Below are 24,915 nucleotides of genomic sequence, written 5' to 3' on the forward strand. Positions count from 1 at the left end.
AATTTTGCCTTGTAACACATAAACATACAAGGCAATGACAAAACAAATTCTACAAGTTGAAAACACCAACAATGAAGATTTTAAAAATGAAATTTTAAATGGTGTAAAAAGTATTCTTACCGATTTCCAAAAATCTACAGTAAAAGAAGACACACTTCTCACTCGCGAAGAAACAGCCAAAATGCTATCCATTTCTTTGGTTACACTTTGGAAATACACAAAAAACGATGTTCTCCCTGCCTTTCGAATAGGCTCTAAAGTACGATACAAAAAAAGTGATGTTATACTCGCATTACAACAAATGAACCAATTTGATTAATTAGCGAGCTATGAAAGAAGACAAACAAAAGGGCGCTATAAATAGCACCCACGATTTCGCCAAAAATCAAGGTAAAGATACAAATTTTGAATTATCAAATATAAATGGTATTCAGAATAATATTGAACACATTATTAATGACAAAGACAAAAGCAATCTCGCAGATGAAAATAGAATAGATATACTCGCTAATATTTTAAATGCAATTTCTCCAGTAAACTTTAGAGAATATTGTAAACTTCAGTCCGAAAAAGACAAGTTGTTTGCTAAACATTATCGTATTGCGTGTGTAGAAATTCTTTTACAAACTGCTAATAAAAAAGGCTTCAATCTTTGTCGTAAAAGCGATTTTATATACCTCTACAATACAAAATACTGGGAAAACTTAGATTCAGATAATTTCAAAGACTTTTTAGGCAAAGTAGCTCTTAAAATGAAAGTCGGTAAATTTGATGCTAAAGATTTCGATTTTAAAGAGAAGATATTTAAACAGTTTATTTCTGATGCATCATTAAAAGAATTAAAGACAAACAACACAGCCACTTTAGTCAATTTGGAAAATGGAACATTCGAAATAACTCTTAAAAAACAGTTTCTTAGAGATTTCAACAAAGAAGATTTCATAACCTATCAGTTACCTTTTAAATATGATAAAGAAGCTGAATACCCTATTTTTCAACAATTTCTAAATACAGTTTTACCTCAAAAAGAATTACAGAATATCTTAGCCGAATATATTGGTTACATATTCGTTAAAAACAGTGTATTAAAATTAGAAAAAGTTTTATTACTATATGGATCTGGAGCCAATGGTAAGAGTGTTATTTTTGAAATTATAATGGCTTTATTAGGTAGGCACAATGTTACTAACTACTCTTTACACTCCCTAACCTCTGAACAAAGCAAATCAAGAATAAACTTATCTAATAAGCTTTTAAACTACGCTAGTGAAATTAACGGAAAATTAGAAAGTAGCATTTTTAAGGCATTAGCTTCAGGAGAACCAGTAGAAGCTGATGTTTTGTATAAACAGTCTCAAATAATGACTGATTATGCTAAATTCATTTTTAATTGTAACGAACTACCTAAAGAGGTTGAAAATACAAATGCATTTTTCCGTCGATTTATAATATTACCATTCAAGGTAACCATTCCGCCCAAAGAACAAGACAAAAACCTTTCAAAGAAAATTATAGAATCTGAACTGTCAGGAGTGTTTAATTGGGTCTTAAACGGACTAGAAAGACTATTAAAACAACAAGATTTTAGTCAAAGTACTATCGTTGAAAATGAAATACTCCAGTATCAAAAAGAAAGTGATAGTGTTTTACTTTTTTTAGATGAAAAAGGCTATAAACCGTCGCACGAACATTTTAGAACACTATCTGAAATATATTCAGAATACAAATACTATTGTCAAGATAATGGTTATAGACTATGTTCAAACAAAACAGTTTCAATAAGACTCGAAAAAAGTGGGTTTATAAAAAAAAGGCAACCTATGGGACAAGTCTTTTTTATTGAATAAATAGTTTTTAATAATTGATACATTTCCGACATTACCTACATTTTTAAAAAGGGATTATGTAGGTAATGTAGATAATGCAACTACAAATTCAATCTTTATTTTTTATGATTAAATTAGAAATCAAATATACTTTTAACTCTAAAAGAAACAAAAAAATAGTGACGCCCTGCTGTGGAAAGCTTAACAAAGACGGGAAGTTTGCAAACTACAAAGAACTGCCCGAAAACTTCGGACATTGTCACTCTTGCGGAAAAACAACCTTACCACCCACTATATATATCAATGATTTGGGTGAAGAACACACTTGGAATGATGAACTTAGAAAATTTGAGCCATTAATAAATAATGCTAGCGTATTAAACCAACAAACAGCAACCAAATTAAACAACACTAGCAACCACCTTATTAACCAAAACTTTATTCCTGAAAGTATAATCTGGAAATACTATGAAAAAAAACCTGAAAACAACCTATTAAAGTATATGCGTGCAACCTACGGAAATAAGGCAACCAACCTAGTAAAAGAACAGTATGTACTAGGAACGACCAATGACGGCGGCATTATTTTCTGGAATATAAACAAGGATTTAAAAATTCAAAAAGCAAAGATTGCATATTATAAACTTAATGGAAGAAGAAAAAAGTTTTTTAAACAACCTTATAAAAATGAAAACGGATATTATTCCTGCTTATTTGGGGAACACCTCATTTTAGACAGCTATAAAGGGAAACAAATACTAATCCTAGTAGAAAGCGAAAAGACAGCTGTAATAGGCTCCCTCTTTCTACCAAAATACACTTGGCTGTCTTATGGTGGGTCGACTGGTTTAACAGAAAAGAAATATGCTTGTTTAATTGGTCACAACGTTGTAATTATACCCGATATTAGTAGTAAAGACGTTTCAATTATTAATAAGAAAATTATCGAGCTTAGAAAATTAGGTGTTAATGCTAAAATTTGGGATATGACTAAAGGCAAATCTGATGAAGAACTAGAAAGAGATGGAATTTACAACTGTGATTTAGAGGATTTTTTCAGAAAATTTAACAATTTCAACAACCTAAAATAACAGGTTGCGCAACCTTCAACCTTTAACAAATGCTTAAAAAAACCTAAATAACAACCCACAAACCAACTATAAACAACCTCCTAATTTATTTAGGAGGTTGTTTTTGCAGCAACCTTATTCTATTTCTATCTTATCGATTTCTTTCATTATTCTGTCTGTTTCTGTAAGTGCAACTATTATTTTCTGATAATGTAAAATATCTTCAAATTTCAGTTCTCTTTCTTTTCTGTCTTTCAGCCACTTTTGTGCAGGTTGATAACCTCCAATATAAAATTCCCAAGTGTTTAGTGGAATATTGTCAAAATACTGTTTCTCATTTATCCAAATTCTACCTAATTTCTTTTCGGTATCAAACAATTCCCAGTCTTTTTTGCCAACTTTTGTTGTAATAATATTATTTCCATCTTTGGGGTAACTTGTAATATATTCTTCAATTTTTGAACTTTCAAAAAGATGAATTTCTCTTATTTCTTTACCTAATTTTACGAGTTTCCAAAACGTTTTCTCATCTTTTGGAAAAGGAATTCTTGGAAAATCTATTTTTAGAAACTCTTTGTATTTCTCTCTGTAAGTTGGACTGTGTAAAACAGCATATATGTAATCCAAAACATCTACTGGTGCAAAAGTATTTTTAGTTTCTTCTTTTTCGTTGGTAAATGTTAAACCTAATTTTTCAGCAATTTGCTTAACTATTTCCTGATTTAAGTTAGGTTTTCGTTTGTCTTCTGTGAAAATACCATTTGCTTGATTTGGGTATAAATATAATGGAAATAAATAATTAATTTCTTTTAAAGAAACTGCGTGACTTTCTGTAACGCCAGTGTAAATCATTGCGTGGGCAAAATTACCTATTTCAATTTTTTTATTAGACATTAATCCAAGATTGTCATTATGTAGCATATGTTCCATAACATTTCCTCTAAATCTTTCAATAAGATTTTCATCATAATAAACTACTCTTTTGTCAAAAGGACGATATGAAAAAGAGGTTATATTTTTTTCTTCAAATTCACTATCACGTAGCACATTTTCTATTTTAAATGTCTGATTTTCTTTAACTTTCATATTGTTTTTGATAAAATCAATATCTGAATTAAAAAATTTCTTCATTCTGTTAGATAGAATTTGTTTGTCTGTACCAACAACCAACTTATCTCTTGATGTTACAACTCCAGCAGAATACGTTTCAAATAAACTACCCAAAGAAATTGCTTTTAAATAATCATCTTCTAAAGCAAAATCTTTTTGCACCATAAAATAGTTTGGTGCTTTATTTGGTAATTCAACATACTTAATAGTTTTTAGGCTATTATTCCAAAGGAAGTCATATTTGTAGTCTCGTTTACCAAAGAGGTCATAATGATAAACTTTTCCTAATTGGTTTGCTTTTTTCTTACCAGTTTTCACGAAAATATTAATAGAGACACCTTGCATAATATCAAAGATATTCTGGTCTATAGAACCATCAGGACAAGTTTCTTTCTTTTTGCTATTACCGTGTAAATCTAAAATGTAAATTTTATCATATGTTTTTAGTAAATTCCAACGCATTCCTCTAAATGTTGGATTATCTAAAAATCCGTGTGGATTAATAAACGCTAAAACTCCTTCTTCATTTTTTTCTATATAATGTTGGCTGTAACGCAAAAATTTTACATAATCATCATTAATCCATTTGGAATTTCGTTCTTTCAGTTTTTCTTTTCCGCCTGGTTCTTTTTTGTAGTCTTGCATTAAATCCATAATCCAATCTCCTTTATTGGAACTTTCACCACTATAAGGCGGATTACCGATAACACACATTACTGGTGTGTCTCGTTTTATATGGTTTGCTTCATTGGCTTCACTACTTAACCAATTAGAAAATAATGTTCCAGTATCTTTATGATGTTCTTCTAATGAATTGGTTAAGTATATATTTAACCGTTCATTTTTAGTTGATTTATAACCAGTTTCGGTTAATAACATATCTAATTTTAAATGTGCCATAGAATATGAAGCCATTAACAATTCAAAACCGTTTAATCTTGGTATTAAATGTTCTTCTACATAACCACTCCAAGCACCTTTCATTGCTTTAAAGTTCTTGTTGTAGATAAACTTTACAACTTCTGCTAAAAATGTTCCTGTACCTGTTGCTGGGTCAAGTATTTGTACTTTATGTACTTCCTTTTCTATTTGTTTGTAACCTGTCGCAGAACGTTTGTCAGGTGTTTGTGTATCTAATTTTATTTTGGTTTTACTTGTATCTGCTATACCTTGAGGTAAATTAAATTCTGTTTTTAAAATATCATCAACTGCACGAACTATAAAATTTACGACTGGTTCAGGTGTGTACCAAACACCTCTTGCTTTACGCAATTTTGGGTCGTATTCGGCCAAAAATGTTTCGTAGAAATGAATTATTGGATCGTTGGTTTGTGTACTTTTTCCAAAATTCTTTAAAAGTTGCTCAACATTTGTTGCTCTAAAAACTTCTGCAAGGTTATCAACTACGGTCACAATTCTTTCATCAATATCTGGTCCAGCGATGTAGCCAAATAGTTTACGCAAAAAAGGATTAGATTTTGGAATTAGTTCTGCTGCTTCTTGTCTGCTAAAATCATCTAAAGTTGGGTCGTGCAATCTTGCTGCAAACATTCCGTATGCTAATGTTTGAGCATAAATATCCGCAAAACCTTTAGGCTTTAAATCGTGAATTAATATTTCCTTAAAAGTATCATATTGACCTTTTATAGAAGTGTTTTCTTGTGTTTCCTCATCAGAAGTTATAGCACGTTCTAAAATATCTTGTAATAAACGTGCTTTTCCAGCCATCATTTCCGCCAATTTTTTTGACGATTTAATGGTTTGTCCAACGTGAGTGCAAAAATCTTTGATTAAATTCTCGAAATTGACGTAATTTTCTGGAAGTGGTATTAGGTTTTGGTTGTCAATTTCGGCAATTTTTATTTCGTGTACGAGTTCACCATTTTGAAAGAATTGAAACCAAACATAGTCCGTAATTATCAGATTATCGAGTGCTTTTTTGTAGCGCCCAAATTGCTCTTTGTATGATTTGCTGTTTAAGTCTTTTCCAATATCTTTTGCTTCAATATAACCAATAGGGATTTTTCCTTTAGTGATAACATAATCTGGATTTCCACAATCGGTTACGTTTGCAGGTTCATTAGTGATTTCAATTCCGCTTACTAATTCTCTTATTAGCGTTTCTAAATCTCCTCTATAAGAATGCTCTCTTGATATTCCAGACTGCAGTCTTTTGGTTACTATTTGAATGTATTCTTTTGTTGTCATTTTATTTTAATCGTTGGCGCAGGCTTTCTATTATATAAGAAAAACCTTATAAATAAACGTTGTGGTTATTTAAAATTTTCGAAAGGAAAGATAACGTTTTTATTATGGTTTGTTATTTCTTATAAGCAACTAATTTACAAAGAATAGAACTTCCCAAAAATATTCTAAGGGTCTAATACTAATTTACTTTAAGAAAACTAAGAATTATAAAACGTAAGAGATTAGGTTGCGCAACCTGCAACCACTAATAAACATATAAAAAAACCTATAAAACCACCCTATTTATAGTGGTTTAGATAAAAAAAACTATATAGCAACCTAAACAACAACCTAAAACCAAAAAGAGACGGCATATATAAACCGTCTCTTTTTTTAAAACCTTAACCCTATTAAGGTTTTGTTTGCGCCTTAAAATCGCTTGCTACTTTGAACAAATCCATTTGGGCATCATAAAAAGTAGCTAATTCATTTCTAAAATTAGTATCATCTGCAAAATCACTTCTCATAGTAATTAAAAACATCTCTTGAAACAGTTTTTTAAATTCCTCAATATCTTCATAGTTCAAAAAACCTTTAACTCCATTCAATAAGTTCAAATCACTTTGCGAATCATTTCTTTCCTCGTTTACTCTTAAATCTGCGTTTTTCATCTTAAATATTTTAAATTAATCTATTTTAATAAAACTAAAATCAAGTTTTGAAACTAAAAACGGACTGAAAATCTGAAAATTATCGGGAAAATGTCGGGAAAAAAAGCAACAAAAAACCCTTAAACAACTGATAAACAGCTATATAAGGGTTCTAAAACGTGGTCCCACTTGGGCTCGAACCAAGGACCACCTGATTATGAGTCAGGTGCTCTAACCAACTGAGCTATGGGACCGAAATCGGGTGCAATATTACTACTTCTTTTCTTTTCTAGCAAGAAATAGTAGGCCTTTATTTTATTCTTTTATCTCTTGGCACAATTCAATCAACACTCCGTTAGACGATTTTGGGTGTAAAAAAGCAACCCATTTATTATCTGCTCCGCGTTTCGGCCTGTCGTTTAACACAATAAAACCCTCCTCTTTTAGTCGTATTATTTCAGCTTCAATATCGTCCACATCAAATGCAATATGATGAATCCCCTCGCCTTTACGTGCTATAAATTTGGCTATTGGGCTATCGTCTTTTGACGCTTCCAACAATTCAATTTTATTATCACCGACTTGAAAAAAAGACGTGTTAACACCTTCACTTTCCACAGTTTCAACTTTATAATGCGGTTCTCCGAATAGTTTTCCGAATAAAGCGTTAGACTCCTTAAGATTCTTAACGGCAATACCGATATGTTCAATTTTCTTCATTCTTTACAATATTTATATAACTCCCTATTTAACCACAAAATGGCGCCTATATTTTAGTCTTTTTCACCCAAATTTAACTCTACTATAAAACCGTAACTAAAGCTATGCTTTATTATTATATTTTATCTGAAAAAAAAATAACTCAAATATAAGAATACAACATTTTGTGGTTAAATTGGCTTAGGTTACGAATTTTACTTTCAAAAGTAAGATAATCTTTAAATATCAACTATTTTTGCACTATGGAAGAAAGTCAAAGACAAAAAAAAATAGGATCTGTGATCCAAAAAGATTTAGTAGAGATCCTTCAGGGCGCTGCAACCCAAGGTGGTATGCGTGGGGTTATTATATCGGTTTCTAAAGTTAAAGTAACGGCAGATTTATTATCGGCTAAGGTATATTTAAGCATATTCCCGAATGATAAAGCTAAAGAATTGGTAACGGGCATCCGCTCGAACCAACCGTTTATAAAACACGAATTAGCGAAACGCACCAAAAACCAATTGCGCCGTGTGCCACATTTAGAGTTTTATATCGACGATTCTTTAGAGCATATTGATAAAATTGAGCAATCTTTAAAAAGAACCGACAACCCCATAAATGACCCCGATTCTTTAGGATCTAGAAAAAAATCGTAAACGATTTTAACGTATGGTTTTAACTCTTCAATGTCTTGATATGCGCGTATAATTTATGAATTTTTCTTTATACATAGCCAAACGGTATTTACGCTCTAAAAGCAGTAATAATGCAATCAATTTTATTACCCTATTAGCATTAGTTGGTATTGTTTTAGGTGCCGCATCATTATTTATTGTATTGTCCGGCTTTGCGGGGTTAAAGAATTTTACATTAGAATATACGAGCCTTATTGATCCCGATCTAAAGGCTGAAACTACCATTGGTAAATCCTTTATATTTAACGAAACTATAGAAACGAAATTGCAAGCCATTACAGGCATTGCTTCGTACTCTAGAGTTATTGAAGAGCGCGTATTTTCATCGTTTGACGGCAAACCTTATCCTGCGTATTTAAAAGGCGTCGATGAGCAATTTAACCGTGTAAATAACGTGGATTCTAATATAATTCAAGGCAGTTGGGTGACTCAGAAAACGAGTCAAATTGTGGTGGGAAGTGGTATTGCTAATAATTTATCGTTAGGTGTTTTAGATTACGGCAAACGGGTGTCGCTCTTTGTACCTAAACCTGGAAAAGGACAAATAACGTCTACTAAAGACGCTTTCAAGCAAGTGCAAACGGTTAACGTGGGTATTTTCTTTATCAATGAAAAACTAAACGATAGCTATATTTTTTCTTCAATTGATTTGGCTCGGGAATTATTAGGGTATTCTAAAAATCAGATTTCCAGTCTCGAATTCAAACTACAACCCGATGCCGATGAGGAGACTGTAAAGGCTGAAATTCAAAACATTTTAGGAGATAAAATTAGTGTTAAAAATAGAGCGCAACTTAACGATGCCCTTTACAAAATGCTAAACACAGAAAATCTGGTGGTGTATTTAATTTTTACGCTAGTGCTAATTATCGCACTGTTTAATGTTATTGGCTCTATAATTATGATGATTTTAGATAAAAAAGCCACCTTAAACACCTTATTTAATTTAGGCGCTACGGTGCGCGATATCCGTCGTATATTCTTTTTACAAGGCACACTCATGACGTTGGTTGGTGGTATTATTGGCTTAGGTATTGGTCTTTTAGTAATTGTATTACAAAGCAACTTCTCTTTAGTTATGCTAACACCTATTCTTCCCTACCCTGTGGATATTCGGTTAGAAAACGTCGTTATTGTTTTTGTAACGATTACTGTTTTAGGTATTATGGCTTCAAAAATAGCATCGGTTCGTATTTCTAAAAAACTAGTACGTACCAGCTGATTTTTAACTGCAACTCTTCAGGTTTTAGTTATCAACCGTAGTGTTTCTAGAAGCACTTATTAGTTTATACACTAAAAAGTAAAATAAAGCGGACCAGAAAATAATACTAGTCCAGCCAATAATTTTACCTGCAAGAGTCTGGGATGTGTCTAATATATAGAGACCCAAACCTATAAATAAAAGAGGTCCAATAACCGCCCATATCCGTTTTAGCTGATTTATCATATAAAAATGTTATACTGTAAACTGGTACTCTGAAAAATCCCTTAAAACGTCATCTAAAGCATTAAAAACGTCTTTAGCACCGTCGCTAGTCACCATTTTAGTACGGTATTCTTTAAAATGTGGAATACCTTTAAAATAATTGGTATAATGTCTTCTAGTTTCTAGTACGCCCAGCGTTTCACCCTTCCAATCTATTGCCATCTGTAAGTGACGTTTTGCCGCCTCTACACGTTCGGCTATGGTAATTGGTGCTAAGTGCTCACCGGTATTAAAATAGTGCTTTACCTGATTAAAAAACCAAGGATTTCCAATACTTGCGCGTCCAATCATACAACCATCTAAACCGTATTCGTCCCGCATTTTCATGGCGAGTTCTGGTGTGGTAACATCTCCATTTCCAAAAACAGGAATATGCATTCTAGGGTTGTTTTTAACCTCAGCAATGGGTGCCCAATTGGCCTCGCCTTTATACATTTGTGCTCGCGTTCTACCGTGAATAGAAATAGCTTTACAGCCAACATCTTGCAAACGCTCGGCCACCTCAAGGATGCGAATGGAATCGTTATCCCAGCCCAAACGTGTTTTTACGGTGATCGGTATATTGGTACGCTTTACCATTTCGGCTGTGAGTTGCTCCATTAAACAGACATCTTTTAAGATACCTGCTCCTGCCCCTTTAGACACGACTTTTTTTACGGGACACCCAAAGTTAATGTCGATAATATCGGGTTGCGATTTTTCTACAATATCTATGGTTTTAAGCATACTTTCTAAATTAGCTCCAAAAATTTGAATCCCTACCGGGCGTTCTTTTTCATAGATATCTAATTTCATTACACTTTTTGCGGCATCACGAATTAACCCTTCACTCGAAATAAATTCGGTATACACCACATCGGCGCCTTGTTCTTTACATAATGCTCTAAATGGCGGATCGCTAACGTCTTCCATCGGCGCTAAAAGCAATGGAAAGTTAGGAAGTTCTATGTTACCTATTTTTACCAAGTCGTTTGTTTTTTATGCAAAATTACATCTTTTTATGTAAACGCATCATTCACAGTACAATTATTGTCTTCTTAAAGCTATAAATCACTTCTATTAATCGCTTTCCCTTAAGTATTTACAGTCGTTAAGTCGTTTTCATTTTAAAGTCGTCTGTTATGCGGGGTACAAAAACCGCTAGAATAAAAGTATTCTAACGGTTGCTTATCGTTGTTATTTTAAATAAAGTATGGTACGTTATATCAATAGGCGATACTTCTCCCCCCGCTGTTCTTTAGTTATTGCTTTTCTAACCTCTCATTTTCTTTATGCTCTCTTGTACGCGCATTGGTGTTTAGTGTGGTATTACCAAATGTATAACTAAAACCTAATTTAACATACCTATTATCCACTTCTATAATGCTTCTATTGTTTTGATTGTTAAACCTGAAGGTCGCATCATAATCGTTTAAATTAAAAATATCAGATACCGCTAAAGACACGGTTCCTTTTTTATTAAGAATGGTTTTTTTAATGGATAAATCGGACGTTAAAATGTTCTCCGAAATTCTAAAACCCTGTAAGTTACGTCCAACAAAAATAAAGGAAAGATTGGCATTTAAACTTCTATCTTTTAAAAAAGTAATATCGTTGTTTAACGCGCCATAAGTAGACCAATGATCCAACTTTACTTCATTATTTTGAATGGCCGATTCGTTCTTTATATTATACACTGACGCTACAAAATATAGAAACCAGCGCTCAGTCGCATTAAAATAGGTTACAAAATCGAAACCATATTCCGTGGTATTCTCAATGTTAACTGGTGTGTAAACAATAATATTATCGGTGTTATTTTGAATAGGGAGCTCGTAGAAACTATCTTTTGTTTTTTTGTAATACGCTTCAAAGGTATATATTCCAGAAACAGTTGTTCCTACAACAAAGTGATTGGTAAATGCGGGTTGCAACGTTGGGTTACCGGTGACAATTGTGTTATCATTTAAAAAGAAATTAAACGGATTTAAGGTTTCGTAGCTTGGGCGCTCTAAACTGCGTTTAAAATTAGAATATAAACTTAAATTTTCTGAAGCTTCAACACTTAAATTAGCTGTTGGAAAAAGCTCAAAATACTCTTGAGTCACCATAGCGTTAGACGTTATAGAATGGCCTTCGCTTATAGTATGCTCGGCACGCAATCCTCCTGAAAAACTCCAGTTATCCCAACTAGTCTCAAAATTGATATAACCAGAACCGATAGACTCGTCATAATTATAAAAATCGGAATAAGCGCTTGACGGCAACGCTGTATTATCCTCTGGATTAAGGCTTATTTGATGCACGTTACTCTCTGTTTTAGTACTCGATATTTTCACCCCAGAAGAAAACGTCGATGTTTCAGAAACTGGTAAATTAAAATCTAGTTTTGAGATAAAAATATTGGTCTTTTGGCTATTATCTGTATTAAAAGCCGTCTGAAAATTGTAGGGTAAACCAGGGCCAAAAACATTGTTAGTATCAAAATAATTGCTCCGAACGTTTTGAGATCTGTTATAATCGTAATCCGTGTAATGCGCATTAAACTTAAGTGTTGCTGTGTTATCAAACTTATGTAAAAAATCTAAATCTAAAGAGATGTTTTCCTTTTCCCCGTCTGATATAATGCCTGAATTATAATTGTAAAGAGGGTCGTTATTAGTAGCTGTAATTACAGCGTTACTAAACACTCTATTATCGTACACCGGATTTAATAAGACGATGGAAGATACGTTTAATTCATTATTATCATCTATCGCATAATCTATATTAAAGTTAATGTTATGTGTTTTAGACCATTCATCTCTATCTAATTGGGTATTCCAAACCTGATCTATAGCGCCATCGTCATAATAATTTATGGTTTCATGATTATAGCGGTCTTTTTTAGAATCGGTATAACTATAGTTCACATTAAAATCCAAATTATCCTTTTTGTAAAACTGACTTATTCCTGTGTTATAACGCGGGTAAACGCCTTGAGTATAGTTAGTAAACACCTTACCACGATAGCCTGTTATCAAATTTTTAGTCATTATAATGTTTATAACGGCACCACTTTCTGCATCGTATTTTGCAGGTGGATTTGTTATGACTTCAATTTTCTGAATAGTATTGGCTGTGGAGCTTTCTAACAATTGAACCACTTCGGTAGAGGATAAGTGGACTTTTTTATTATTAATATACACCGATGGCGTACCATTTTTTACTGAAATAGAATTGTCTAAAATTAAAACACCCGGTGTGCTTTTTAAAGCACTTAACACCGTACCCTCGCTTAAAGACGTGTTTTCAATATTAAAAACCAACCGATCCACTTCTTTCTTTAGTGTGGGTTTCCGATTGTTAATCACGACTTCCGAAAGCGCTTCAGAATCTACTTCTAAAACAACGGTATCTAAAATTTGCGATTGCGACACAACCACCGCTTGTTTATAGGTTTTAAATCCTAAAAACGAAACTTTTAAGACGTAAGTATCTTGTTTCAATTTAACGAGTTTAAACGCCCCTTTATCGGTCGAACTGACTCCCGCAATGAGTGTGGAGTCCGCTGTCATCACTATAACATTGGCGTAAGCTATTGGCTGGTTAAGCGCATCTACGATTTTTCCTGAGATACTAAAATCTGCTTGGGCTAAGACATTTACCGAGGCAAACAAAATAGCGATTTTTATTAATTGCTTCAAAAATTATTGTTTTATTGAACCGCAATATACCAATGTTTTAGAACTTATATAACCCGAAACGCGGTAATTATTAGTAGTATGCAATAGAATAAAGAAAGTAAAGAAAAGCACAATAAATACTTTATATTTGCAACAATCGCTGTTAAAGTGAACATTTTAGATTATGAAGAACATTAGAAATTTTTGTATTATAGCTCATATTGATCACGGTAAAAGTACCCTTGCCGATCGATTACTTGATTTTACTGGAACGGTTACCGATCGTGAAAAACAAGATCAGCTTTTAGATAGTATGGATCTAGAGCGAGAACGTGGTATTACTATTAAATCGCACGCGATACAAATGGAATACACGTATGAAGGTGAAGATTACATTTTAAACCTTATTGACACACCTGGCCATGTTGATTTCTCTTACGAAGTATCGCGATCTATTGCGGCCTGCGAAGGGGCTTTATTAATTGTCGATGCGGCCCAAAGTATACAAGCACAAACGATTTCGAATTTATACTTAGCTTTAGAAAACGATTTAGAAATAATTCCCGTTTTAAATAAAATAGATTTACCTAGTGCCAATCCAGAAGAGGTTACAGACGATATCGTCGATTTATTAGGTTGCGACCCTTCCGATGTCATTCCTGCGAGTGCCAAAACAGGCTTAGGTATCGCGGCGATCTTAAAAGCAGTTATCGCGCGTATTCCAGCACCAAAAGGAAATCCAGACGAACCTTTACAGGCATTAATTTTCGACTCTGTGTATAATCCTTTTAGAGGGGTAGAAACGTATTTTAGAGTGATTAACGGATCCATTAAAAAGGGTCAAAACATTAAGTTTATTGCTACTGGTAAAAATTATTTTGCAGATGAAGTAGGCACGCTAAAATTAAAACAATTTCCTCGAAAAGAAATTAAAGCAGGCGATGTAGGATATGTTATTACTGGAATTAAAGACGCTAAAGAGGTTAAAGTTGGTGATACAATTACCGATGCAAAAACACCAACGACAAATCCTATTGCAGGATTTGAAGACGTTAAACCGATGGTATTTGCTGGAATTTTCCCTGTAGATACTGAAGATTATGAGGAGTTAAGAAACTCGATGGAGAAACTACAACTTAACGATGCCTCGTTAGTATTTACTCCTGAAAGTTCTGCCGCCTTAGGCTTTGGTTTCCGTTGTGGATTCTTAGGAATGTTGCATATGGAAATTATCCAAGAACGTTTAGAGCGTGAGTTTAATATGACGGTAATTACAACCGTACCCAACGTAAGTTACAACGCCTTTACTAGAAAAGATCCAGACATTGCTATTATAGTAAACAACCCCACAGATTTACCAGATCCTTCTGGATTAGATCGTGTTGAAGAACCGTATATTAAAGCATCCATTATTACTAAAGCCGACTTTGTTGGTAACGTAATGTCGTTATGTATTGAAAAACGTGGTGTTATTACTCATCAAACGTATTTAACTACCGAGCGTGTCGAATTATCGTTCGATATGCCACTTGCCGAAATTGTATTTGATTTTTACGACCGTTTAAAAACAGTGTCTAAAGGGTATGCCTCTTTCGATTATTCTCCAATTGGTATGCGTATTTCTAAATTAGTTCGTGTAGATATCTTACTAAACGCACAATCTGTAGATGCACTTTCAGCACTAATTCACGCCGATAATGCACAGCATATTGGTAAGAAAATGTGTGAAAAGCTAAAAGAATTAATTCCGAGACAACAGTTTGATATTCCTATTCAGGCTGCTATTGGTGCTAAAATTATCTCTCGAGAAACTATTAAAGCCCTACGGAAAGATGTAACGGCAAAATGTTATGGTGGAGATATTTCTCGTAAACGTAAGTTATTAGAAAAGCAGAAAAAAGGAAAGAAACGTATGCGCCAAGTGGGTAACGTAGAAATCCCTCAGGAAGCATTTATGGCGGTACTAAAATTAAATGATTAATTAATACCTGGTTTAGTTATAAAAAAAGGCTCTATTTTACAAATAGAGCCTTTTTTTATGACTTCATTTTATTGCACTGTCTCTGTATTTTCGACATCAAACGGTTTCCCTAGGTATACTAAATACCAATCTGGGCTTTCAATTGCCATCTTTTTATTGTCTGAACAGATAATCTGCAATTCGCCTTTGCCGTCTTTTATAAACAAAGGAATAATATCTTTATTTGTATTGGTAATCTCAATTAAGCTTTCGTAATGTGCCTGATCTTTCAATTCAATCTCTTGAATGCTTGGGTATTTACGGGTTACGTTTGTTAAGGTGTTATAATCGTCCGAATGAGAAAACAAACCTTCTTTGGGGTTATTGCCGTCGTCTTTCAGCTCATCGATAGTTAACAATCTAAACGCACCGTTTTCTCCAAACTGTCTAGAGAATTTACTAATGGCATATTTATTAATTTCAGCACTTGCTGTTAAGGCCATTATATAACCAATATCATTTAATTCAATATTGTCACCCAAATTATCAGAGTAAATATTAGTGGTAATGGCTTCTAAACCTAATTCCTTAGCTTTTGCAATATTTGACGGATTACTATCAATTAACACAACGTGCCTTCCGTTAGTTTCTAAATAATGCCCTAATAATCGCGACACTTTTGAAGCACCTATAATTAAAATACCACGAGAATCATTTAAAAACACACCAACCATTTTAGCAAATAGTCGCGCTGTTGTCGCGTTTAAGAGTACGGTTCCTAATACAATTACAAAGACTAATGGCGTAATATATTCGGCATAAGCCACACCATCTTTTGCTAATTTTAAACCAAATAAAGAGGCAATTCCTGCCGCAACAATACCACGTGGCCCAACCCAACTTATAAAAAGTTTTTCGTTAAGTTTTAACGATGAGCCATAGGTACTTAAAAACACACCTACTGGTCTAATAACAAAAACTATAATGCTAAATAATGCTAAGGTTTCCCATCTGTAAATAAGGTATAAGTCTTCCATATTTATATTGGCAGCCAATAGAATAAATAAGATTGAAATTAATAAAACACTTAGCGATTCTTTAAAGTATAACAGTTCTTTTAAGTAGGCAGATTTCGAATTACCTAGCACCATTCCCATAATAACTACGGCTAACAGCCCCGATTCGTGTGCAAAAACATCCGATAAAATAAAAACAGCTAAAACGGAAGCTAAAGCGAACACATTTAATAAATAATGTGGCACCCATTGTCTATTTATAATAAAATTAAGTGCATGAGCAAAGGTGTAACCAAATGTAGAACCAAAAAGAACGATTTTACCAAACTCCACGAAAGCGGTTTTGGTAAATTCACCACCACCATCGACTGAAATAAATTCAAATACCAATACGGCCACTAAGGCTCCAATGGGATCAATTAAAATACCTTCCCATTTTAACACCGCCGAAACGTCTTTCTTTAAAGGTATATTCCTTAAAATAGGAGTAATTACCGTTGGACCCGTTACAATTATAAGTCCGGCGAATAAAAAGGAAATCTCCCACGATAAATTAAAGATGAAGAAAGCCGAAACCGCCGCACCAAAAAAGGTAACCAACGATCCAATAGAAATAAGTTTGGTAATCACGGGGCCTACGTTTTTAATTTCTCCCATTCGTAGGGTTAATCCCCCTTCAAAAAGAATAATACTAATGGCTAACGAAACAAAATAGAATAAACTCTCTCCCGGGAAAAGCCCTTTGTTACCTGTCCAAATAGGTTCTATCCACTTTGTGCCATCAGAAGATAAAAATTCTGCAGCTATAGGCCCCACTAATAATCCTATAAGGATTAAAGGTAAAATTGCTGGTATTTTAAATTTCCATGCCACCCATTGTGCCAATATTCCTAAAATAATTATCCCTCCTAATTCTACCATCTTTAATATTTTGGGGTGAAATTAATAATTTAATTTTTAAGGTAGCATTAATTTTTTGGTAAATACATGCAATACAGAAGCCATAAACCCTGTCTAAACGTTTAAATGGTTGCTTTATACACTTATTTTTTCTGTTATTATAAATAAAAATACAGGCGTATTGTACAACGGTATATCCCTTCGCAGGGCAATTAAACAAGTTTCTTAATAAAATCTTAACGTCTGTTAGCATGTAAGACATATTTGTTATTTTGCATGCTATATGAAATTATATCCAATACAAGCAGGAAAATTTAAGTTAGATGGTGGCGCAATGTTTGGCGTTGTACCAAAATCACTGTGGTCAAGAACTAATCCGGCAGATGCTAATAATATGATAGATATTGCCGCACGCTGTTTATTAATTGAAGATGGCAAACGCTTAATTCTCATTGATACTGGAATGGGTAACAAGCAAAGCGATAAGTTTTTTAGCCATTATAACCTTTGGGGAGATGATAGTATCGATAAATCTTTAGCCAAATATGGTTTCCATCGCGATGATATTACGGATGTTTTTATGACGCATTTACACTTCGACCATTGTGGTGGCTGTGTAAAATGGAATGCCGACAGAACGCTTTTAGAACCTGCTTTTAAAAATGCTCACTTTTGGAGTAATAATGAACATTGGGACTGGGCAACAAAACCCAATAGGCGAGAAGTGGCTTCTTTTTTAAAGGAAAATATTTTACCAATGCAAGACAGTGGTCAACTTAAATTTACAGCACTTCCAGAAACGGATTTCTTAGAACAATCAGACTTAGGTTTCGATATCTTTTTTGCTAATGGACATACTGATAAGCAAATGATTCCTATTATAAACTACAAAGGGAAAAAAATCTGTTTTATGGCCGATTTGTTACCTACTGTAGGCCACCTACCTCTCCCTTTTGTAATGGGTTACGATACAAGACCTTTGCTTACGTTAGATGAAAAAGAAAAATTCTTGAATCTGGCAGCAGATAATAATTATTACTTATTTTTGGAGCACGATGCACATAACGAAATTATTACAGTAAAACATACCGAAAAAGGAGTACGGTTAAACGAAACCTTTACTTGCGATTCACTATTAAATTAACTTAAAACAAAACGAATACTCTTATGAAATTGATTAACAAAACACTTATTTTATCTGCATTTGCCGCAGTATTATTATCAAGTTGTGGTGGGTCTGCGATTTTATCAACACCTATCGCAAACATAGATAATACACCAATAAAAGAAACAGAACTTACACTTGCTGAAAAACAAAATTGGGGTCACTTAGATTTAGTTACCGATACTATTCCTGGAATGAGTGTTGATAAGGCCTATTCTGAAATAATTAAGGGTAAAAAAGGAAAAACTATAATCGTTGCTGTTATCGATTCTGGTATCGATATTAACCACGAAGATTTAAACGGTGTACTATGGACTAATAAAAAAGAAATTCCAGGAAACGGAATCGATGATGATAAGAATGGTTATGTCGATGATATCCACGGATGGAACTTCTTAGGTGATGGTTACGATGAGCAATTAGAATATATTCGTTTAGTGGGAAGTGGTAACACTAGCGCACCAAGATACCAAGAAGCTTTAGCTAAATATGAAGAAGATTATAAATCTGCTTTAAGTGGAAAGGAGCGTTACGACCAAATTTACCAAAAAGTGTCTGAAGCACATGACGCATTAACAAAACACTTTAACTCTGAAGAGTACACACCGGAACAAGTAAACGCAATCGAAACGGATAATACCGAATTAGCTGAAGCAGTAAAATCGGCAAAGTTTTTCTATGCTAATGGAATGACATCTTTAGTAGAGAGTAAAAAACAAATTAAAGGAGGTGTAGAATACTTTACAGACCAAGTAAACTTTAACCTTAATAAAGACTTCAACGGAAGAGTAACAGGAGATAATCCTAACGATTTTAACGACAAGCCAGGTTATGGAAACGGAAACGTTATACCAGTTAAAAAATCTGAAAGCCACGGTACGCACGTTGCAGGTATTATTGCTGCAGAACGCAACAACGGTTTAGGAGCCAATGGTGTTGCTAACAATGTAGAACTTATGAGTGTTCGTGCGGTTCCTAATGGAGATGAGTACGATAAAGATATTGCTAAAGCTATTCGTTACGCCGTAGATAACGGTGCAAAAGTTATTAACGGTAGTTTTGGTAAAAGTTTCTCTCCGCATGCACAATGGGTAAGAGATGCTATTAGATATGCTAGCGATAACGACGTGATTTTTGTTCACGCTGCTGGTAACGATGGTAAAGATGTAGATACAGAACCTAACTTCCCAGACGATAATGTAGATTTCGTAGAAATTAGTAATACATACATTAGAGTAGGTGCTTTAGCTCCAGAATATGGAACTAACATTCTTGCTGGTTTCTCTAACTACGGTAAACAAAATGTAGATGTTTTTGCTCCAGGCGCAAAAATTTACTCTACAACTCCAGAAAATGAATACGATACTAAAGGAGGAACGTCTATGGCTGCTCCTGCTGTTGCTGGTGTTGCTGCATTAGTGTGGTCTCAATATCCAAAATTAACTGCTGCTCAGGTAAAACAAATCATTATGGATTCTGGTTTAGCTGTGCCTTCAAAAGTAATTGTTGGTGGAGATGCAAAAGATATCAGACCTTTTTCTGAAGTGTCAAAATCTAAAAAAATGGTAAATACTTATAATGCTTTAATCATGGCATCACAATTATCTAAATAATTATTAATTCTATATAAAAAGCCTCAATATCATTATATTGAGGCTTTTTTATACCTAAACTTTACACAATGAAAAACTATTTTTTATTCGGTATCGCTTTGTCATTAGCTTTAATGTCTTGTAAATCGTCACAAGAGGTTAGCGCTTCAGCAAACGTTTCACCTCTACCATCTCAACCTGCAACATCAACGTATTGGCAACAACACGTCGATTATAAAATGGAAATTGATATGGATGTTAACAACTATCAATACAATGGAAAACAAAACTTAGTGTACACTAACAATTCTCCAGAAGTGTTAAAAAAAGTGTACTATCATTTGTTTTTTAACGCCTTTCAACCGGGTAGTGATATGGATGCACGTTTACAAAGTATTGACGATCCAGATGGTAGAATGACCAATAACTTAGGAACGAAAGACAACCCTATTTACGAAAGTAGAATTAGTAAATTAAAACCTAACGAAATTGGTTTTATTAAAGTTACCGACCTAAAACAAGACGGAAAAGCAATACAGTACAACGTCGCTGGAACTGTCCTTGAGGTTACTTTAGCGCAACCTATTCAACCGGGAGACAGCACTACATTAGATATGGTTTTTAATGCGCAAGTACCGGTACAAATACGCCGTTCTGGCCGTAATAGTGCAGAAGGTGTCGCGCTATCTATGACACAATGGTATCCTAAATTAGCAGAATACGATTTTGAAGGGTGGCACGCAGATCCTTACATTGGAAGAGAGTTTCACGGGGTATGGGGAGATTTCGATCTTAAATTAACAATCGATAGAAACTACATTGTTGGTGGAACAGGATACCTTCAAAATCCAAATCAAATTGGTTATGGTTACGAAAATGGTACGGTGAACAGACCAAATACAGATAAATTAACGTGGCATTTTGTGGCACCAAATGTACACGATTTCACGTGGGCTGCCGATCCTGAATATAGTCACGATACCCTACAAGTAGAGAACGGTCCATTATTACACTTCTTATATAAAAACAACCCAGAGATTAAAGAGAACTGGAAAAAACTTCAGCCAAAAACAGCTAGTTTAATGACTTATTACAGCGAAACTATAGGTAAGTATCCTTATAAGCAATATTCTGTAATACAAGGAGGCGATGGTGGTATGGAGTACGCTATGTCGACTTTAATTACAGGAGAGCGAAAATTTGGTAGCTTAGTAGGCGTAACAGCACACGAATTGGCACATACTTGGTTTCAGTTTTTATTAGCAACCAACGAAAGTAAACACGAGTGGATGGACGAAGGTTTTACAAGCTATATTAGTGAATTTGCTGTAGACGCGATAAATAATACACCTCGCGAAAACCCCATAGAAAGCGCATACCAAGGGTATAATTACTTAGCAAAATCTGGGAAAGAAAAACCACAATCAACACATTCAGATCGTTTTGAGACCAACCTTGCTTACGGTATAGCTGCTTATAATAAAGGGGCCGTATTCTTATCGCAATTAGGATATGTTATTAGTGAAGAACACTTAAAAACCACGTTAAAACAGTATTATATAGATTGGGCTTTTAAACACCCCACTCCAAACGATTTTATTCGTGTTGCCGAAAAAGTTTCTGGTTTACATTTAGGATGGTATTTAACCGATTGGACCAAAACAACAAATTCTATAGACTATGGCGTTAAAACCATTAACAACAATACCGTAAGCTTAGAGCGTATTGGGTTAATGCCGATGCCTTTAGACCTTAATGTAACGTATACTGATGGCACCACCGAAGCCTTTTATATCCCCTTACAAATGATGAGAGGTGAAAAACCAACGACTGCAACTATTATTAACGACTGGTCTTGGGCACACCCAAACTATACGTTTACCACTAAAAAAGCAGTAAAAGCTGTCGTTATAGATCCTAAAGGATTAATGGCCGATGTTAACAGAAGTAATAATACAAAATAAGACGTAATAACCTATTTAAATTAAAAAACCTCATCTGTACGATGGGGTTTTTTTATTAGCTCAGCATTATTACCTTTGGTCTCCCATGGAAAAAGAAAGATACACGTACAATAAGGCCGAAAAATTAAAGAGCCAAAAAGCTATAGAGCAATTATTTACAGAAGGTAAATCGGTTTCGGCATACCCTTTGCGATTGGTGTATTTAAAAACAGATACGAACTTAAAAGCTGGTGTTTCTGTTAGTAAACGAAATTTTAAACGCGCCGTAGATCGTATTCGAATAAAACGCTTACTGCGAGAGGCCTACCGTCTCAATAAAAATATGCTGCTTAACAACAACGTCGAGAACTATTCGTTTATGATTTTATATACTAGTAAAGATATGCCCGATTTTAGGTTTCTAGAGACTAAAATGAAAGCACTATTTACTAAGTTTTTAACGCAATAACTTCTGTATTATGAAAATGCTTATTTATTTATTTGTCCTTGTTCTACCCTTAGCCTGTTCGCAAAATAAATCTATAAGCGACACAGAATCTTACAACGAGAGTTATGAAATTCAAGAAATAGCTGAAGAATCTGAGTTCCCTACATTCCAAAATAATACGACGAAAGACACTGATTATAAAACAGATCAAAAATTAATTAAAGAATCTTATTTAGAATTCGAAACTAAAGATTTAGACCAAACTTACGCACAAATAACGCGTTTTATAACAGAAAATAAAGGCTACATTCAAGATGATACCGCTTCAAAGAATTACAATAGAATTACGCGTAGCCTTATTATTAGAGTGCCCAATACACATTTTCAGACCACAATAGACTCTATAAGCCAATCGGTAAACTATTTCGATACAAAACGTATGTCTTCAAAAGATGTCACCGAAGAATTTATAGATATTGAAGCGCGTTTAAAAGCTAAAAAAGCACTAGAAGTTCGCTATTTAAAATTGCTTTCAAAAGCAAATACAGTGATCGAAATGCTTGAAATTGAAAAAGAATTATCAAACATTAGAGAAGACATTGAAGCGACTCAAGGTCGTTTAAAATATTTAAGTCACAAAGTATCCTTAAGCACAATTCGCATTGTATTTTACAAAACCATCGTAGAAAGTAAGGTGACCGAATCGTATGGTTCTAAAATGTGGCTGGCCATAAAATCTGGTTTTAATAGCTTATCTTTATTTATGTTAGGTGTATTACAACTCTGGCCTTTTATAATAGTTATTGGTATTTCTAGCTTCTTTTTTAAACGATGGTTACATAAAAAAAGTAAAAAATGAAAACACATTTAAAACGAAAAATTCTTATCCCAATCGTTGCGCTTGGCTTATTTTTAGGAACAACTGCCTTTAAAACGTATCAAGGAGATTTCTTTGAAATCGCAAAACAAATAGAAATATTTACGACGCTTTTTAAAGAACTGAATATGAATTATGTCGATAAAACCAATCCGGCCGATTTAATGGATAATGCCATTAAAAGTATGCTAACAGAACTCGATCCGTATACCATATTTTATAACGAACAAGATGTTGAAGCGGCACGGATAAAACAAACTGGCGATTACACGGGTGTTGGCGCGAGTATAAAAACATTTAAAGATAAATTATTGGTCATTGAACCGTATAAAGGCTACCCAGCCGATCTTGCAGGCTTAAAAGCTGGAGACGAAATTACTATTGTAGAAGGGGTTGCTGTTAAAGATTACGACGACGACGCATCAAACCTTCTTAAAGGCGCTCCTAATTCGAGTTTACAAATTACCTATGTACGCCAAGGAAAAAGCAAAACAACGGCTATAAAACGCTCTGAGATTGAGATTGATGCCGTACCGCATTTTTCTATGATCGATGAGAAAACAGGCTATATCGTCTTAAAAAAGTTTAATACTAAAGCGGCTTCACAAACCAGCTATGCCCTAAAGGATTTAAAAGCGCAAGGGGCGGAAACTATTATTCTAGATTTACGCAGTAATCCTGGTGGTTTACTGCGAGAAGCTGTTTCGGTCGTTAACTTGTTTGTGCCCAAAGAGCAACTCGTAGTGAGTACAAAATCTAAAGTTAAAAAATATAACCGAACGTACTATACCAAAAGTGAACCTATAGACACCGAAATCCCTTTAGTTGTTTTAATTAACGGTAAAAGTGCTTCGGCGAGTGAGATTGTTGCAGGAACGCTTCAAGATTTAGATCGCGCGGTTATTGTAGGGTCTAGAAGTTTTGGAAAAGGCTTAGTACAACGTCCAAAAAAACTTACTTACGGCACTCAGATTAAACTTACTATTTCTCGCTATTACACGCCGTCCGGACGTTGTATACAGGCTTTAGATTACTGGAATAAAGACGATAATGGTAACGCTGTACGTGTTAAACAAAAAGATTATAATGCTTTTAAAACTAAAAATGGTAGAAAAGTGTACGATGGTGGTGGTGTATTTCCTGATGAAATTTTAGAACATTCTAAAAATTCTGCTATTACTAATGCTATTTTAAATACACAGAGTATTTTCGATTTTGCGACCTTATATTACTACAGCCATCCTGTCAAAGAGATATCAGATTTTAAATTGACGGATGCCGACTTCAAAAACTTTAAAAACTACCTAAAAGATACTAATTTCTCTTTTGAAACTGAAACTGAAAAATCGTTTGCAAAAGCCTTTGAGATTTCAAAAACAGAAAATCTAACAGATAATATTAAGAAAGATTACAACACACTTATTGCCAATTTAAACCAATATAAACAAGATGCTTTAGACGAAAATAAACCACAATTATTAAACTTATTAACAGACGAAATCGTTAAGCGTTATGTATATAGAGAAGGTTTATACGAGTACTATAAAGTGCATAATGACCAAATTAAAAAAGCTACTGAAATTTTAAATAACACTTCTAAATACAATAACTATTTAAAATAAAAAATACGTATAACGGTAAAAA

General features: G+C 33.9%; 18 protein-coding genes and 1 tRNA gene. 12 read left to right on the top strand and 7 right to left on the bottom strand.

Annotation, left to right across the window (positions count from 1 at the left end; translation table 11 throughout):
* Window positions 1-34: 34 nt before the first annotated feature.
* The 3 genes from ES677_RS04420 (at window position 35) to ES677_RS04430 (ending at window position 2,917) form a co-directional block, all read left to right on the top strand.
* Complete coding sequence (locus ES677_RS04420) at window positions 35-319, top strand: helix-turn-helix domain-containing protein (protein WP_148380537.1); 285 nt, start codon at window positions 35-37, stop codon at window positions 317-319.
* Window positions 320-329: 10 nt separating this feature from the next.
* Window positions 330-1,847 (top strand): DNA primase family protein, encoded by a 1,518-nt coding sequence (locus ES677_RS04425; RefSeq protein WP_148380538.1) that lies wholly within the window; start codon window positions 330-332, stop codon window positions 1,845-1,847.
* A gap of 104 nt (window positions 1,848-1,951) precedes the next feature.
* Window positions 1,952-2,917, top strand: a complete 966-nt coding sequence (locus tag ES677_RS04430; RefSeq protein WP_148380539.1) for a DUF6371 domain-containing protein — start codon at window positions 1,952-1,954, stop codon at window positions 2,915-2,917.
* Between the two features lie 114 nt (window positions 2,918-3,031).
* Here ES677_RS04430 and ES677_RS04435 read toward each other — a convergent pair whose 3' ends face one another.
* The 4 genes from ES677_RS04435 to mce all read right to left on the bottom strand — a co-directional run bounded on the left by ES677_RS04435 (window position 3,032) and on the right by mce (window position 7,563).
* Window positions 3,032-6,214 carry a type ISP restriction/modification enzyme gene (locus ES677_RS04435; RefSeq protein ID WP_148380540.1) on the bottom strand — a complete coding sequence of 1,061 codons (3,183 nt, stop codon included), beginning with the start codon at window positions 6,212-6,214 and terminating at the stop codon, window positions 3,032-3,034.
* Between the two features lie 389 nt (window positions 6,215-6,603).
* Window positions 6,604-6,864: a hypothetical protein gene (locus ES677_RS04440; protein ID WP_148380541.1), complete on the bottom strand. Its 261-nt coding sequence runs from the start codon at window positions 6,862-6,864 to the stop codon at window positions 6,604-6,606.
* A gap of 159 nt (window positions 6,865-7,023) precedes the next feature.
* Window positions 7,024-7,097: transfer RNA gene (locus ES677_RS04445), tRNA-Ile, on the bottom strand.
* Window positions 7,098-7,158: 61 nt separating this feature from the next.
* Window positions 7,159-7,563 carry a methylmalonyl-CoA epimerase gene (gene mce, locus ES677_RS04450; RefSeq protein ID WP_148380542.1) on the bottom strand — a complete coding sequence of 135 codons (405 nt, stop codon included), beginning with the start codon at window positions 7,561-7,563 and terminating at the stop codon, window positions 7,159-7,161.
* A gap of 242 nt (window positions 7,564-7,805) precedes the next feature.
* Here mce and rbfA point away from each other — a divergent pair, with 242 nt between their 5' ends.
* Window positions 7,806-8,201 carry a 30S ribosome-binding factor RbfA gene (gene rbfA / locus ES677_RS04455; RefSeq protein WP_148369828.1) on the top strand — a complete coding sequence of 132 codons (396 nt, stop codon included), beginning with the start codon at window positions 7,806-7,808 and terminating at the stop codon, window positions 8,199-8,201.
* Window positions 8,202-8,256: 55 nt separating this feature from the next.
* A complete protein-coding gene (locus ES677_RS04460; RefSeq protein ID WP_148369829.1) occupies window positions 8,257-9,462 on the top strand; it encodes an ABC transporter permease in 1,206 nt (401 codons plus the stop codon).
* A gap of 234 nt (window positions 9,463-9,696) precedes the next feature.
* Here ES677_RS04460 and dusB read toward each other — a convergent pair whose 3' ends face one another.
* Together dusB and ES677_RS04470 are read right to left on the bottom strand one after the other, a co-directional pair.
* Entirely contained in the window at window positions 9,697-10,692 is a 996-nt protein-coding gene (gene dusB, locus ES677_RS04465) for a tRNA dihydrouridine synthase DusB (RefSeq protein WP_148369830.1), read from the bottom strand.
* A 275-nt stretch (window positions 10,693-10,967) separates the two neighbouring features.
* The gene (locus ES677_RS04470; protein ID WP_148380543.1) at window positions 10,968-13,391 is read right to left on the bottom strand and encodes a TonB-dependent receptor domain-containing protein; all 2,424 of its coding nucleotides are present in this window, start codon (window positions 13,389-13,391) and stop codon (window positions 10,968-10,970) included.
* Window positions 13,392-13,554: 163 nt separating this feature from the next.
* On the opposite strand from ES677_RS04470, the gene lepA reads away from it, so the two are divergent.
* Window positions 13,555-15,351, top strand: coding sequence for a translation elongation factor 4 (gene lepA, locus ES677_RS04475; protein ID WP_148369832.1), 1,797 nt, complete (start codon window positions 13,555-13,557; stop codon window positions 15,349-15,351).
* Window positions 15,352-15,419: 68 nt separating this feature from the next.
* Here the strand turns inward: lepA and ES677_RS04480 are convergent, their stop codons facing one another.
* Window positions 15,420-17,267 (bottom strand): cation:proton antiporter, encoded by a 1,848-nt coding sequence (locus ES677_RS04480; RefSeq protein WP_148380544.1) that lies wholly within the window; start codon window positions 17,265-17,267, stop codon window positions 15,420-15,422.
* Between the two features lie 262 nt (window positions 17,268-17,529).
* Between ES677_RS04480 and ES677_RS04485 the strand changes: the two genes are divergently transcribed.
* From ES677_RS04485 to ES677_RS04510, 6 genes are all read left to right on the top strand, one after another.
* Entirely contained in the window at window positions 17,530-18,390 is an 861-nt protein-coding gene (locus ES677_RS04485) for an MBL fold metallo-hydrolase (protein ID WP_148369834.1), read from the top strand.
* A gap of 23 nt (window positions 18,391-18,413) precedes the next feature.
* On the top strand, window positions 18,414-20,024 hold the full coding sequence (locus ES677_RS04490) for a S8 family peptidase (protein ID WP_148380545.1): 1,611 nt from the start codon (window positions 18,414-18,416) through the stop codon (window positions 20,022-20,024).
* A gap of 68 nt (window positions 20,025-20,092) precedes the next feature.
* Window positions 20,093-21,967 carry a M1 family metallopeptidase gene (locus ES677_RS04495; protein WP_148380546.1) on the top strand — a complete coding sequence of 625 codons (1,875 nt, stop codon included), beginning with the start codon at window positions 20,093-20,095 and terminating at the stop codon, window positions 21,965-21,967.
* Window positions 21,968-22,052: 85 nt separating this feature from the next.
* A complete protein-coding gene (rnpA, locus tag ES677_RS04500) occupies window positions 22,053-22,415 on the top strand; it encodes a ribonuclease P protein component (RefSeq protein ID WP_148380547.1) in 363 nt (120 codons plus the stop codon).
* Between the two features lie 10 nt (window positions 22,416-22,425).
* Entirely contained in the window at window positions 22,426-23,253 is an 828-nt protein-coding gene (locus tag ES677_RS04505) for a DUF4349 domain-containing protein (protein WP_148380548.1), read from the top strand.
* Window positions 23,250-24,893 carry a S41 family peptidase gene (locus ES677_RS04510; protein WP_148380549.1) on the top strand — a complete coding sequence of 548 codons (1,644 nt, stop codon included), beginning with the start codon at window positions 23,250-23,252 and terminating at the stop codon, window positions 24,891-24,893. The genes ES677_RS04505 and ES677_RS04510 overlap by 4 nt, the downstream gene beginning before the upstream one ends.
* Window positions 24,894-24,915 lie beyond the last annotated feature (22 nt).

The organism is Bizionia gelidisalsuginis, from assembly GCF_008086185.1.
Lineage (GTDB): Bacteria > Bacteroidota > Bacteroidia > Flavobacteriales > Flavobacteriaceae > Bizionia > Bizionia saleffrena.

What these genes read in the sequence shown, in the direction of transcription:
- ES677_RS04420 (WP_148380537.1), top strand. Translation starts at nt 35, where the DNA reads ATGACAAAACAAATTCTACAAGTTGAAAACACCAACAATGAAGATTTT.
- ES677_RS04425 (WP_148380538.1), top strand. Translation starts at nt 330, where the DNA reads ATGAAAGAAGACAAACAAAAGGGCGCTATAAATAGCACCCACGATTTC.
- ES677_RS04430 (WP_148380539.1), top strand. Translation starts at nt 1,952, where the DNA reads ATGATTAAATTAGAAATCAAATATACTTTTAACTCTAAAAGAAACAAA.
- ES677_RS04435 (WP_148380540.1), bottom strand. Translation starts at nt 6,214, where the DNA reads ATGACAACAAAAGAATACATTCAAATAGTAACCAAAAGACTGCAGTCT.
- ES677_RS04440 (WP_148380541.1), bottom strand. Translation starts at nt 6,864, where the DNA reads ATGAAAAACGCAGATTTAAGAGTAAACGAGGAAAGAAATGATTCGCAA.
- mce (WP_148380542.1), bottom strand. Translation starts at nt 7,563, where the DNA reads ATGAAGAAAATTGAACATATCGGTATTGCCGTTAAGAATCTTAAGGAG.
- rbfA (WP_148369828.1), top strand. Translation starts at nt 7,806, where the DNA reads ATGGAAGAAAGTCAAAGACAAAAAAAAATAGGATCTGTGATCCAAAAA.
- ES677_RS04460 (WP_148369829.1), top strand. Translation starts at nt 8,257, where the DNA reads ATGAATTTTTCTTTATACATAGCCAAACGGTATTTACGCTCTAAAAGC.
- lepA (WP_148369832.1), top strand. Translation starts at nt 13,555, where the DNA reads ATGAAGAACATTAGAAATTTTTGTATTATAGCTCATATTGATCACGGT.
- ES677_RS04480 (WP_148380544.1), bottom strand. Translation starts at nt 17,267, where the DNA reads ATGGTAGAATTAGGAGGGATAATTATTTTAGGAATATTGGCACAATGG.
- ES677_RS04485 (WP_148369834.1), top strand. Translation starts at nt 17,530, where the DNA reads ATGAAATTATATCCAATACAAGCAGGAAAATTTAAGTTAGATGGTGGC.
- ES677_RS04490 (WP_148380545.1), top strand. Translation starts at nt 18,414, where the DNA reads ATGAAATTGATTAACAAAACACTTATTTTATCTGCATTTGCCGCAGTA.
- ES677_RS04495 (WP_148380546.1), top strand. Translation starts at nt 20,093, where the DNA reads ATGAAAAACTATTTTTTATTCGGTATCGCTTTGTCATTAGCTTTAATG.
- rnpA (WP_148380547.1), top strand. Translation starts at nt 22,053, where the DNA reads ATGGAAAAAGAAAGATACACGTACAATAAGGCCGAAAAATTAAAGAGC.
- ES677_RS04505 (WP_148380548.1), top strand. Translation starts at nt 22,426, where the DNA reads ATGAAAATGCTTATTTATTTATTTGTCCTTGTTCTACCCTTAGCCTGT.
- ES677_RS04510 (WP_148380549.1), top strand. Translation starts at nt 23,250, where the DNA reads ATGAAAACACATTTAAAACGAAAAATTCTTATCCCAATCGTTGCGCTT.